This window comes from Haemophilus sp. Marseille-P9675, from assembly GCF_916862695.1.
GTDB classification, from domain to species: Bacteria; Pseudomonadota; Gammaproteobacteria; order Enterobacterales; family Pasteurellaceae; genus Haemophilus; species Haemophilus haemolyticus_K.
The window spans coordinates 1-12,340 of record NZ_CAKASP010000003.1; the positions used below are offsets into that span (position 1 = coordinate 1).

Genomic DNA, 12,340 nt, shown 5'->3' on the forward strand with positions numbered 1-12,340 from the left:
TCCGCCACTCGTCAGCAAGAAAGCAAGCTTTCTCCTGCTACCGTTCGACTTGCATGTGTTAAGCCTGCCGCCAGCGTTCAATCTGAGCCATGATCAAACTCTTCAATTCAAGTTCAATCGCTCAATATACTGCTTAGCTATAAATAAAAACACTACTTAAAAAAGTAATTATGAATTTTCAGTTAAGCACCTATTAAGACTTCAAAATTAAAAATATTTTTAAAACAAGTCAATCAACAAGTGCCCACACAGATTGTCTGATACATTGTTAAAGAGCAAAAAACAACGACGCACTTGGAAACTTAAAGACTTCACGACAGTGCGTCGTTGTGTGCGGTGCATTATAGAGATTTTCAAAACCCTTGCAAGTACTTTTTTGTAAAAATATTTAAAAAAATGATCTTTTGATGGAAATATAAACGGATCCCTCAAAAGTGCGGTTAGAATATTCAAATTTTATCGCTATTATTTCTTACGCAATGAAACTTCGCCACCATTAAACATCTGGATTTTATTACCACATAATACTTTTAAATAACCACGTTCATCTATGCCTTGTTCAATACCTGAAATAGCACCTTGTTCAGTCAGCACATTTACTTCATTATTTGAAAACGCATTATATGATTGCCATGCTCGCTGAAATTCAGCATTAATACCATTTTTCTCAAATATATTTAAACGTATATACAAATGTTGTATGAGTTTTGGTAATAAGGTTTGTCGATCTACATCAGGATCAATTTCACATATTTCCGCATAAGGCTGACTAATTTCCGTTTGTTTTGGCAACGACACATTAATACCTACGCCAATCACTAAATTGAGCATACCATTTTTATGGTTAGCAATTTCAACCAAAATTCCGCCTAACTTTCTCCCATCAAACAAAATATCATTTGGCCATTTCACTTGCACATTTAGCACCTCGGCAATCGCCAATCCGATGACTAAACTTAAACCTTCAATTGATTTTTTAGGATCAAATGCCCAATAAAAACTAAACATAATTTGCCCAGCAAAAGGCGATAACCATTGGCGACCACGTCGACCGCGTCCTGCAGTTTGATATTCAGCCACACAAAGATCACCTTTTTTTAAGGAAGGAATATTTTGTAGTATCCATTCATTTGTAGAGGAAATAATCGGCTGATAATAGATATTATAAGGAAAAAGTGCGGTTGAAATTTGCTGAGGATTTAATAAAGGAAGACTAGGCACTAAGCAATAATTTTGGTCATCAACGACAATTTCCAAGCCTAGCTCACGTAATTGTTTAATGTCCTCTTCAATATCTGGAGAAAACTTTTCCAATTCAAACCGCACTTTCGGCTGACAATCAGATAAGTATGTCAATAAAGCGAAATTCATCATTTATTCCTTGTAGCAAACGGAGCGAAAATCATAGCACAAATCCAAAAATTTCGTTTTCAAAATCAAGTAAAATCTGTATAATCCCGCCGCAATATTTTTTAACTTCAACTTAGCGAGAATATTGCAATGTCATTACGCATTAAACAAGAAGCCCTTACTTTTGACGATGTTCTACTCGTCCCAGCACATTCAACAGTGCTTCCAAATACAGCCAATCTTTCAACCAAACTCACTAAAGAAATTAACTTGAATATTCCTATGCTTTCAGCAGCAATGGATACTGTGACCGAAACCAAACTTGCGATCTCTTTAGCACAAGAAGGTGGCATCGGCTTTATTCATAAAAATATGACGATCGAACGCCAAGCTGACCGGGTTCGTAAAGTGAAAAAATTCGAAAGCGGTATCGTTTCTGAACCAGTAACTGTTTCACCAAATTTAACCCTTGCCGAACTTGCTGAAATGGTGAAGAAAAATGGCTTTGCAGGCTACCCTGTTGTCGATAGTGAAAATAACCTAATCGGTATCATTACTGGACGCGATACCCGTTTCGTAAAAGATTTGAGCAAAACTGTTTCACAAGTAATGACGAAAAAAGAAGACTTGGTAACAGTAAAAGAAGGGGCGAGTCGCGAAGAAATTTTGGAATTAATGCATCAACACCGTGTTGAAAAAGTATTAGTGGTTAATGATAGTTTCAAACTTAAAGGTATGATTACCGTTAAAGACTTTCAAAAAGCAGAACAAAAACCAAATGCATGTAAAGATGAATTCGGTCGTTTACGTGTCGGTGCGGCTGTAGGCGCAGGTCCTGGTAACGAAGAACGTATTGATGCTTTAGTGAAAGCTGGCGTAGATGTATTGTTAATCGACTCGTCTCACGGTCATTCCGAAGGTGTATTACAGCGTGTTCGTGAAACGCGTGCAAAATATCCAAACTTACCTATCGTGGCCGGTAACGTAGCAACGGCTGAAGGTGCTATCGCACTTGCAGACGCAGGCGCAAGCGCAGTGAAAGTAGGTATAGGCCCTGGTTCAATTTGTACAACTCGCATCGTAACTGGTGTAGGTGTTCCACAAATCACGGCTATCGCAGATGCAGCAGCAGCATTAAAAGATCGTGGTATTCCAGTTATCGCCGACGGCGGTATCCGTTTCTCTGGTGATATCGCAAAAGCTATCGCAGCGGGCGCAAGCTGTGTAATGGTTGGTTCTATGTTCGCGGGTACAGAAGAAGCACCAGGTGAAATCGAACTTTACCAAGGTCGTGCATTTAAATCTTATCGTGGTATGGGCTCATTAGGCGCCATGGCGAAAGGTTCATCAGATCGTTACTTCCAATCAGATAACGCGGCAGACAAACTTGTACCAGAAGGTATCGAAGGCCGTATTCCATATAAAGGTTACTTAAAAGAAATCATCCACCAACAAATGGGTGGCTTACGTTCTTGCATGGGCTTAACTGGCTGCGCAACCATCGAAGAATTACGTACGAAAGCAGAATTTGTTCGCATCAGTGGCGCAGGTATTAAAGAAAGCCATGTTCACGATGTAACTATTACTAAAGAAGCACCAAACTATCGCATGGGCTAATCCGTAAGGTGGGCTTTAGTCCACCTTTTGTTATTTTAAGTATGAACAAACTCAAGAAATTTTTATGCAAATTTATAATGAATGGGAGAATATAAATTTTTCATGTAAAGGTGATGAAAAATTCCTAATAGATTGTGCTAATGAATTTATTGCATCTTTGAAGGGTAGAGATTCTTTTCAAGTATATGTTTCTAACACTAGCGTATATCCGACTATATGGTTAAACTCACTAAAACAGAATGTTCAATACAGATTGGATAGATACATAAATACAATAAATATAATAGCTGACATCTGTTATCCATCTACATTAAGGAAAATGCCCACATCGTTTTGGCGTCTATTTATAGAATTAGATACGATAGGAAACTTAACATTTTTATCTTTAGCTCCTAATCAAAAAATTCAAAGTAAATTGAATCAAAATAAATCTAAAAGTGTCATTTATAATCTGATAAAAGAAATAGTATTAATGGATGAATATGACAATTTTTCTGTAGATTTTGGATGTCTTCAAATTTCATTTAATTTACTAAATGAGCCCGATAATTTACCAGAAAAAATACTAAGCGCCTTAACTCAATTACATAAAATTAATAAACAATTACAGCAAAAATCACATAAAAGTTAAAATCAATTGTAAAATCTAGGAAAAAAAATGATAAATATCCACAATCACAAAATCCTAATCCTCGACTTTGGTTCACAATATACTCAACTGATTGCTCGTCGTGTGCGTGAAATCGGTGTGTACTGCGAACTTTGGGCGTGGGATGTAACCGAACAACAAATTCGTGAATTTGCTCCAACGGGTATTATTCTTTCTGGTGGTCCTGAAAGCACCACCGAAGAAAACAGCCCGCGTGCACCTGAATACGTATTTAATGCAGGGGTGCCAGTGTTGGGCATTTGCTACGGTATGCAAACTATGGCAATGCAACTTGGCGGTTTAACCGAAACGTCTGAGCACAGGGAGTTCGGCTACGCTTCTGTTTTAATGGATAATCCGACCGCGCTTTTCGCTCATCTAAATGATGGAGACAGCAAATTAGATGTATGGATGAGCCACGGCGATAAAGTGACTCGCTTACCTCAAAACTTCCAAGTAACAGGGACTACCCCAACCTGCCCAATCGCAGCAATGTCTGATGAAAGCCGTCGTTTCTACGGCGTACAATTCCACCCAGAAGTCACTCACACTAAAAAAGGTTTAGAATTATTAACTAATTTTGTCGTGAATATCTGTGGTTGCGAAACCAAATGGACAGCTGAAAACATTATCGAAGATGCCGTTGCTCGCATTAAAGAGCAAGTGGGCGATGATGAAGTGATTTTAGGTTTATCTGGTGGTGTGGACTCTTCTGTGGTTGCATTACTTTTACACCGTGCTATCGGTAAAAACTTACACTGCGTATTCGTCGATAACGGCTTGCTCCGCTTACATGAAGGCGATCAAGTAATGGAAATGTTTGGCAATAAATTCGGCTTGAACATTACCCGTGTTGATGCTGAAAGCCGTTTCTTAGGTGAACTTACAGGCGTATCAGATCCTGAAGCAAAACGCAAAATTATCGGTAAAGTATTCGTTGATGTATTTGATGATGAATCGAAAAAACTCACTAATGTGAAATGGTTGGCACAAGGTACGATCTACCCTGATGTGATAGAATCTGCAGCAAGCAAAACCGGTAAAGCACATGTGATCAAATCACACCACAACGTAGGTGGCTTACCAGACTATATGAAACTCGGCTTAGTTGAACCACTGCGTGAATTATTTAAAGATGAAGTACGTAAAATCGGTTTGGCATTGGGCTTACCAGCTGAAATGATCAACCGCCACCCATTCCCTGGCCCAGGCTTAGGCGTGCGTGTATTAGGCGAAGTGAAAAAAGAATACTGCGACTTATTACGCCGTGCCGATGCTATCTTTATCGAAGAATTATGCAACAGCGGTTGGTATGAAAAAACCAGCCAAGCCTTCAGCGTATTCTTACCTGTGAAATCTGTTGGCGTAATGGGCGATGGCCGTAAATACGACTGGGTTATTTCCCTACGCGCAGTAGAAACAATCGACTTTATGACCGCACATTGGGCTCATTTGCCTTATGATTTATTAGGCAAAGTATCTAACCGTATCATCAACGAGGTGAATGGTATTTCTCGTGTCGTGTACGACATCAGCGGAAAACCACCCGCAACGATCGAGTGGGAATAGAACCAGAATAAATAACGCCTTGTAAAACAAGGCGTTATTTTTTAATTTAACAATATTTTCGCTGCATCTATTACCACTGAAACGGCTTTCTCTTCGGTCTCTTTCATTGTCGCTTCATTTGGAATTTCTTGTTGAGTGCGGTTTACAATCACGCCTGCAACCATGCCTGCTCGTAACCCCAATGCGCTACACATGGTAAACAATGTTGACGATTCCATTTCATAGTTCATAACATTCAAATCTTGCCACTGTTTAAGTAGTCCTTGGTAATCACGATATACTTTACCACTATAGGTATCATAACGTTCTTGACCTGGATAGAATGTATCAGATGATGCGGTCACTCCTACGTAAGGTTCAATCCCTTTTGCTTTCGCTGCATTATAAAGTGCAGTTGTACATTCAAAGTTTGACACAGCCGGATATTCTAACGGTGCAAAATGGCGGCTTGCACCATCTAAGCGAACAGAAGCCGTTGTAATAAGAACATCACCCACATTAACATGTGGTTGAATTGCCCCCGTTGTACCAATACGTAAGAAAGTGCGAATGCCAAGTTGAGCCAGCTCTTCCACACAAATTGAGGTTGATGGCCCGCCAATACCGGTAGAGCATACAACAACAGGTTGCCCATTAAGATAACCTAACCATGAAGTAAATTCACGCGTGCTAGCAAGAAACTCTGGATTATCAAGTTGTTTAGCAATACGCTCACTACGCGCAGGATCGCCGGGGACAATAGCGAGTGTTGCGCCTTTAAGTTGAGATTTTGTAAGATTAAGATGGAATACATCTGACATAGTCGCCTCCTTATTATTTTTATATTGTATGTTTACATGCCAAAAAAATTAAAGCAATAGCATTGAACCCCATTTGATGATATCAAAGAAGAATTTATTTTCATTCGTCGCGATACCATCAGGATTTTTCGGTGTGCCATCTTCATTTTTCTGCACTTCCACCATGCCATTTTTATATTGACCTTTCACGACAGCCAAATCATCGCGCGCTTCATTACGTAATTTTAAACACGCCTGTTCAGTTAAAGGTTCAACATTACCCACTTCGGTACGGAATTTTTTAAACTGATAGCTTGCATAATTCATCGATTTTTCATCTCCTTGAATAATCTTCACATATTGCTCACCAATAATTTTTTCCAATGGGTAAAAAAAGACATATTGTGAATGAATATAGCTATCTTCTTTAGAAAAATGCTGTTGCAAAATTCGAGTTAAATTTGGGTAAACGCATTGTTCTGCTTGCTTACTTGCAATCGCCCATTGTTTTGCATCTTGATCGGAAAGTTGGTAATCCGCACCCGCAAATTCACCTGGGATTGCGGATTGTGAGTTTCCAAAAATTGAGCAGCCAGACAGCAATGCTGCCATACCTAAGGTTGCAATTAATTTCACATTTGATCCTTATAAAAGTGAGAATGCGCAAAATTCTAGCAATATCTTCACAACAGATAAAGCAACAAATGAATTTAGTTTTCCTGATCCGAAAAACTTCCGCTATAATGACCGCACTTTTTTACGTTAATTAAAAGGAATTCTCATGCAAAATCCAAAAGATGATGTGTTATATGCGCCTGTTGAGTGGGTTGATCACAGTGAAGGCTACAGTGACATTCACTATCATAAATCCACTGACGGTATTGCCAGAATCACGATTAACCGCCCAGAAGTTCGTAATGCGTTCCGTCCACAAACAGTGAAAGAAATGATCACTGCATTTTCTGATGCACGCTTCGATGAAAACATTGGTGTCATTGTATTAACTGGCGAAGGCGAAAAAGCATTCTGTTCTGGTGGTGACCAAAAAGTGCGGGGTGACTACGGTGGTTACAAAGATGATAGCGGCGTACATCACTTAAACGTATTAGATTTCCAACGCGATATTCGTTCTTGTCCAAAACCGGTCGTGGCAATGGTGGCAGGTTATGCAATTGGTGGTGGCCATGTATTACATATGCTTTGCGACTTAACAATTGCTGCTGAAAATGCCATTTTCGGGCAAACTGGGCCAAAAGTCGGTTCATTCGATGGTGGCTGGGGCGCAAGCTATATGGCTCGTTTAGTGGGTCAGAAAAAAGCACGTGAAATTTGGTTCTTATGCCGTCAATATAATGCACAAGAAGCATTAGATATGGGCTTAGTCAATACTGTTGTGCCTTATGCTGATCTTGAAAAAGAAACCGTGCGTTGGTGTCGTGAAATGTTACGCAATAGCCCAATCGCGATTCGTTGTTTGAAAGCAGCATTAAATGCGGACTGTGATGGCCAAGCAGGTCTTCAAGAATTAGCGGGTAACGCAACAATGTTGTTCTACATGACTGAAGAAGGTCAAGAAGGCCGCAATGCGTTTAACGAAAAACGCGCCCCAGACTTCAGTAAATTCAGACGTAACCCTTAATTTATTGTTCTAAAGTGCGGTTAAAAATCTTCGTGAATTTTGACCGCACTTTTGTATTGGGAGCAAGCATGGCTGAAAAATCATTTAATCTTTACCGTTATTCCATCCCCGTTGATAGCCAACTTATTCTGCGTGATCGTTTTTTAAAACGCCGTGAAGGCTTAATCGTAAGAGTGAGTTGCAGCCGAGACGGTTGGGGAGAAATCGCCCCGCTACCTGGTTTTAGCGAAGAAACCTTAGACCAAGCTCAAAAACAAGCAATTGAATGGCTAACGACATGGTGCAATGCAAGCTGTGACGCACCTCGCGTACCATTAGATGGCACCTATCCCTCCGTTGCTTTTGGTATCAGTTGCGCAATGGATGAAATGAAAGGTTATTTACAAGCTGAAGGCAATTATCATACGGCACCACTTTGTTATGGTGATCCCGATGAACTGTACGCCAAACTTGCGAGCATGGAAGGCGAAAAAGTGGCAAAGATGAAAGTGGGCATATACGAAGCCAATCGGGATGGATTAATTGCCGATATGTTTTTAGAAGCCATTCCCGATTTACAATTACGACTAGATGCAAACCGCCATTGGTCGTTAGAAAAAGCGTTGCAATTTGCCGCTAAAGTAAAACCGGAACATAGAAAACGTATTCAATTTTTAGAAGAACCTTGTAAAACACAAGAACTCAGTCGTGAATTTGCAGATCAAACCGACATTGCGATTGCATGGGATGAATCCGTGCGAGAGCCTAATTTTTGCCTGGAAAAAGAACCGCACTTATCGGCTGTCGTAATCAAACCCACTTTAATTGGTTCAATTCAACGTTGTACTGAACTCATTAACCAAGCACATTCGTTAGGTCTAAAAGCGGTTATTAGTTCAAGTATCGAAAGCAGTTTAGGGCTCTCTCAGCTCGCGCGAATAGCACAACAATATACCTCGAATGTGACTCCAGGCTTAGACACGTTAGATTTGATGGAATATCAAGTGCTACGTGCTTGGCCTGGTTCTGATTTACCTATTGTGGATTTAGAATCTGAATTTATCACTAAAATTATCTGATTCGACCACCCGAAATCGAAAAATCAGTATAATGCGCCACACAAAAAGGATTAAAAATGTCGCAAACACACAGAATTTTGCTGTTAAATGGCCCGAACTTAAACATGTTAGGGGCTCGCGAGCCAAAACATTATGGCAGTATTTCTCTTACATCCATTGAAGAGAAAATACAAACATTAGCCACTCATCACAATGTAAAAGTGGAATGTTTTCAAGCCAATAGTGAAGAAAAATTAATTAATAAGATCCACGAAAGTTTTCAACAAGTCGATTTTATTTTAATTAATCCTGCTGCTTACACCCATACCAGTGTAGCATTGCGCGATGCACTTTTAGCTGTTTCAATTCCTTTTGTGGAGATTCATTTATCCAACGTACATAAACGTGAACCATTTCGTCATCATTCTTATTTTAGCGATGTGGCTGAAGGCGTTATTTGCGGTTTGGGCGCAAAAGGTTACGAGTTTGCCTTTTTATTTGCTATCGATTACCTTGCTAAAAAATAAGAAAATTGAGCATTTTTGGCGAAATTCACAGAATTTTATCGCAAATTTGCAAAATTTAAGGTAACCTTTACAACATAAAAAATAAGTTTATTCATAACCGCACTTTTTCATTTAAAAGTGCGGTTAAAATTTCAATCTTTTTAGGAAAAACGTATGGACATTCGTAAAATCAAAAAATTAATCGAATTAGTAGAAGAATCTGGCATTACTGAATTAGAAGTGCAAGAGGAAGAAGGTACAGTACGTATTAGCCGTGCAGCCCCAGCAGTTGCTCCAGCAGCAGTTCAATACGCTGCGGCACCAGTAGTAGCACCAACTCCGACTGCTGCGCCAGCTCAAGCGCCAGCAGCGGCGACATCCGCACCAGCTGCATCTGATGAATTATCAGGCCATCTTGTACGTTCACCAATGGTGGGAACGTTCTATCGCAGTCCAAGCCCAGAAGCAAAAGCATTCGTTGAAGTGGGTCAGTCTGTGAAAGTTGGCGATGCACTTTGTATTGTTGAAGCAATGAAAATGATGAACCGCATTGAAGCAGACAAGGCTGGCGTAGTAAAAGCAATTCTTATCAACGACGGTGACGCTGTTGAATTTGACGAACCATTAATCGTTATTGAATAATTTCCAATATTTTCGTCGGGCGGACTTTAGTCCGCCTATTTCATATACAAATAATTAGAGCGAATTTATCGTAGGCGATATAAATTGAAATCTGTTCACGCCAAATTTGAATAGAGAGAACAATATTTCAAAAACCTACATAAAAATTCACGTCTATCTGACTAAACGGACTCTTTTATGTTAGAAAAAGTTGTGATTGCTAACCGCGGTGAAATTGCACTACGCATTTTACGTGCTTGTAAAGAATTAGGTATTAAAACAGTGGCGGTTCACTCCACCGCTGATCGTGATTTAAAACACGTTTTACTCGCTGATGAAACCGTTTGTATCGGTCCAGCACCTTCCGCAAAAAGTTATTTAAATATTCCAGCTATCATTGCTGCCGCCGAAGTAACAGGCGCAGATGCAATTCATCCAGGATACGGGTTTTTATCTGAAAATGCTGACTTTGCTGAACAAGTTGAACGTTCAGGTTTCACTTTCATCGGCCCTACTGCAGATGTCATCCGTTTAATGGGCGATAAAGTTTCAGCTATTAAAGCAATGAAAAAAGCAGGCGTGCCTTGCGTACCGGGTTCTGATGGCCCTGTAGGTAACGACATTGCTAAAAATAAAGAAATTGCTAAACGTATTGGCTATCCAATCATCATCAAAGCATCAGGCGGTGGTGGCGGCCGAGGAATGCGTGTTGTACGTAGCGAAGACACATTAGAAGAATCTATTGCTATGACAAAAGCAGAAGCGAAAGCTGCATTCAACAATGATATGGTCTATATGGAAAAATACTTAGAAAATCCACGTCACGTGGAAATTCAAGTATTAGCAGATACTCATGGCAATGCAGTTTATTTGGCTGAACGTGACTGCTCAATGCAGCGTCGTCACCAAAAAGTTGTGGAAGAAGCACCAGCTCCAGGTATCACAGAAGAAGTTCGCCGTGATATTGGTTCACGCTGTGCAAAAGCCTGCGTAGAAATCGGCTATCGCGGAGCAGGTACGTTTGAATTCTTATATGAAAATGGCGAATTCTATTTCATTGAAATGAATACGCGTATCCAAGTGGAACACCCAGTAACTGAAATGATTACAGGTGTAGATTTAGTGAAAGAGCAATTGCGTATTGCGGCAGGCTTGCCAATTTCCTTTAAACAAGAAGACATCAAAGTTAAAGGCCATGCAATCGAATGCCGTATTAATGCAGAAGATCCAAAAACATTCTTACCATCTCCGGGCAAAGTAAATCACTTACATTCACCGGGCGGATTGGGCGTTCGTTGGGATTCTCATGTTTATGGCGGATATACGGTGCCTCCACATTACGACTCTATGATCGCAAAACTTATCACTTATGGTGATACACGTGAAGTTGCAATCCGTCGTATGCAAAATGCATTATCTGAAACAATTATTGATGGTATCAAGACCAACATCCCACTTCATGAATTAATTCTTGAAGATGAAAATTTCCAAAAAGGTGGAACAAACATCCACTATTTGGAGAAAAAATTAGGTATGCATGAATAATTAAAATTTAAATGGCTAACAGGTGTTAGCCATTTTCTTATTGATTTTATAGACTTTTATTATAAAAAAACAATTATATCGATAGTTTATTAAGACAATTAATCGTTTTTTCTATATAATCCTCCATCAGTTATTTTAGGAGAAATTATGAACATCAATTTAAAAAAATTTAGTTTAACGATACTTGCAGCCCTAACATTAACGGCTTGTGGAAGTGGTGGTGGAAGTGGTAATTCACAATCAGCACATACACCTAGTACATCAATTCATACACCGGATAATTCCAAAAATAATTCTACTCCAAACAAGAATATATTAAATCCCCCAGTAAACGTTTCTAATCCTAATAATCTGGAAATAAAAGATAATGATAAAATTGGAGGTGCTTTTATTATTTCAGGAGAAGATGAACACGTAACATTAAAAACAGTAGATATTACTACTAATTCTGATCTAAATACTTTATATATTGATGGTACTAAAATCCCTCTTTCCTCACTTTCTGTTAAATCAGATAGATGGTTAGATATTAGATCGGACAAAGTTTCTATAGATGGAATAGAAACCTCTCGAGATCTTAAAGTTTGTTGTGGCAAATACACCGATACTCGTATTGGCACAGTATTAAGTAAAAATGAAAATGAAGATACCTACTTCTTTTATAATGGTAACCTAACGAGAAATATGCCCGTTGGTGGTACGGTAAATTATAATACAGGCGATAGCATCCTATCATCTTACCATGACGAATTAGGTGATACTGATGAAGCCGTTGGCACTTCTCAATTTAGTGCTGATTTTATAAATAAAAAATTAACAGGTTCTTTATCTGTTAATAACACAAAATTAAATATTAAGGCTGATATTTCAGGAAATACCTTCTCAGGTATCGCTCAATCCGATGCTTTTAAATCTCAAGGTATTGCCGAAGGTAAATTTTATGGTGAAAACGCGAAAGAATTAGGCGGTTTAGTGAAAGCAAATGATAATTCTTGGGGTGGTACATTCGCAGCCAAAAAATAATCTTT

Annotated in this window: 12 protein-coding genes and 1 rRNA gene; 9 read left to right on the forward strand and 4 right to left on the reverse strand. The window is 39.2% G+C overall.

Going from position 1 to position 12,340, the window contains the following annotated elements; translation table 11 throughout:
* Together LIX50_RS05860 and birA are read right to left on the reverse strand one after the other, a co-directional pair.
* Positions 1-109 (reverse strand): 16S ribosomal RNA (locus LIX50_RS05860); the annotation flags it as partial.
* Between the two features lie 356 nt (positions 110-465).
* Entirely contained in the window at positions 466-1,371 is a 906-nt protein-coding gene (gene birA, locus LIX50_RS05865; protein WP_048952911.1) for a bifunctional biotin--[acetyl-CoA-carboxylase] ligase/biotin operon repressor BirA, read from the reverse strand.
* Between the two features lie 129 nt (positions 1,372-1,500).
* Between birA and guaB the strand changes: the two genes are divergently transcribed.
* From guaB to guaA, 3 genes are all read left to right on the forward strand, one after another.
* A complete protein-coding gene (gene guaB / locus LIX50_RS05870; protein WP_048952912.1) occupies positions 1,501-2,967 on the forward strand; it encodes an IMP dehydrogenase in 1,467 nt (488 codons plus the stop codon).
* Between the two features lie 64 nt (positions 2,968-3,031).
* The gene (locus LIX50_RS05875) at positions 3,032-3,598 is read left to right on the forward strand and encodes a hypothetical protein (protein WP_048952913.1); all 567 of its coding nucleotides are present in this window, start codon (positions 3,032-3,034) and stop codon (positions 3,596-3,598) included.
* A gap of 27 nt (positions 3,599-3,625) precedes the next feature.
* On the forward strand, positions 3,626-5,185 hold the full coding sequence (guaA, locus tag LIX50_RS05880) for a glutamine-hydrolyzing GMP synthase (protein WP_048952914.1): 1,560 nt from the start codon (positions 3,626-3,628) through the stop codon (positions 5,183-5,185).
* 41 nt (positions 5,186-5,226) lie between these two features.
* Here the strand turns inward: guaA and udp are convergent, their stop codons facing one another.
* Together udp and LIX50_RS05890 are read right to left on the reverse strand one after the other, a co-directional pair.
* On the reverse strand, positions 5,227-5,985 hold the full coding sequence (gene udp, locus LIX50_RS05885; protein WP_048952915.1) for a uridine phosphorylase: 759 nt from the start codon (positions 5,983-5,985) through the stop codon (positions 5,227-5,229).
* Positions 5,986-6,033: 48 nt separating this feature from the next.
* Positions 6,034-6,600 (reverse strand): DUF5358 domain-containing protein, encoded by a 567-nt coding sequence (locus LIX50_RS05890; protein ID WP_005626706.1) that lies wholly within the window; start codon positions 6,598-6,600, stop codon positions 6,034-6,036.
* A 145-nt stretch (positions 6,601-6,745) separates the two neighbouring features.
* Here LIX50_RS05890 and menB point away from each other — a divergent pair, with 145 nt between their 5' ends.
* The 6 genes from menB to LIX50_RS05920 all read left to right on the forward strand — a co-directional run bounded on the left by menB (position 6,746) and on the right by LIX50_RS05920 (position 12,335).
* Positions 6,746-7,603 (forward strand): 1,4-dihydroxy-2-naphthoyl-CoA synthase, encoded by an 858-nt coding sequence (gene menB, locus LIX50_RS05895; protein WP_048952916.1) that lies wholly within the window; start codon positions 6,746-6,748, stop codon positions 7,601-7,603.
* Positions 7,604-7,671: 68 nt separating this feature from the next.
* Positions 7,672-8,661, forward strand: a complete 990-nt coding sequence (menC, locus tag LIX50_RS05900; protein ID WP_048952917.1) for an o-succinylbenzoate synthase — start codon at positions 7,672-7,674, stop codon at positions 8,659-8,661.
* A gap of 56 nt (positions 8,662-8,717) precedes the next feature.
* Entirely contained in the window at positions 8,718-9,167 is a 450-nt protein-coding gene (aroQ, locus tag LIX50_RS05905; protein WP_048952918.1) for a type II 3-dehydroquinate dehydratase, read from the forward strand.
* Between the two features lie 153 nt (positions 9,168-9,320).
* Positions 9,321-9,788, forward strand: coding sequence for an acetyl-CoA carboxylase biotin carboxyl carrier protein (accB, locus tag LIX50_RS05910; RefSeq protein ID WP_046938806.1), 468 nt, complete (start codon positions 9,321-9,323; stop codon positions 9,786-9,788).
* A gap of 177 nt (positions 9,789-9,965) precedes the next feature.
* Complete coding sequence (gene accC / locus LIX50_RS05915) at positions 9,966-11,312, forward strand: acetyl-CoA carboxylase biotin carboxylase subunit (RefSeq protein WP_048952919.1); 1,347 nt, start codon at positions 9,966-9,968, stop codon at positions 11,310-11,312.
* Between the two features lie 147 nt (positions 11,313-11,459).
* The gene (locus LIX50_RS05920; protein WP_005646749.1) at positions 11,460-12,335 is read left to right on the forward strand and encodes a Slam-dependent surface lipoprotein; all 876 of its coding nucleotides are present in this window, start codon (positions 11,460-11,462) and stop codon (positions 12,333-12,335) included.
* The last annotated feature ends 5 nt before the right edge of the window (positions 12,336-12,340 follow it).

Coding starts and splice junctions, on each gene's coding strand:
- birA (WP_048952911.1), bottom strand. CDS start 1,371: ATGAATTTCGCTTTATTGACATACTTATCTGATTGTCAGCCGAAAGTG.
- guaB (WP_048952912.1), top strand. CDS start 1,501: ATGTCATTACGCATTAAACAAGAAGCCCTTACTTTTGACGATGTTCTA.
- LIX50_RS05875 (WP_048952913.1), top strand. CDS start 3,032: ATGCAAATTTATAATGAATGGGAGAATATAAATTTTTCATGTAAAGGT.
- guaA (WP_048952914.1), top strand. CDS start 3,626: ATGATAAATATCCACAATCACAAAATCCTAATCCTCGACTTTGGTTCA.
- udp (WP_048952915.1), bottom strand. CDS start 5,985: ATGTCAGATGTATTCCATCTTAATCTTACAAAATCTCAACTTAAAGGC.
- menB (WP_048952916.1), top strand. CDS start 6,746: ATGCAAAATCCAAAAGATGATGTGTTATATGCGCCTGTTGAGTGGGTT.
- menC (WP_048952917.1), top strand. CDS start 7,672: ATGGCTGAAAAATCATTTAATCTTTACCGTTATTCCATCCCCGTTGAT.
- aroQ (WP_048952918.1), top strand. CDS start 8,718: ATGTCGCAAACACACAGAATTTTGCTGTTAAATGGCCCGAACTTAAAC.
- accB (WP_046938806.1), top strand. CDS start 9,321: ATGGACATTCGTAAAATCAAAAAATTAATCGAATTAGTAGAAGAATCT.
- accC (WP_048952919.1), top strand. CDS start 9,966: ATGTTAGAAAAAGTTGTGATTGCTAACCGCGGTGAAATTGCACTACGC.
- LIX50_RS05920 (WP_005646749.1), top strand. CDS start 11,460: ATGAACATCAATTTAAAAAAATTTAGTTTAACGATACTTGCAGCCCTA.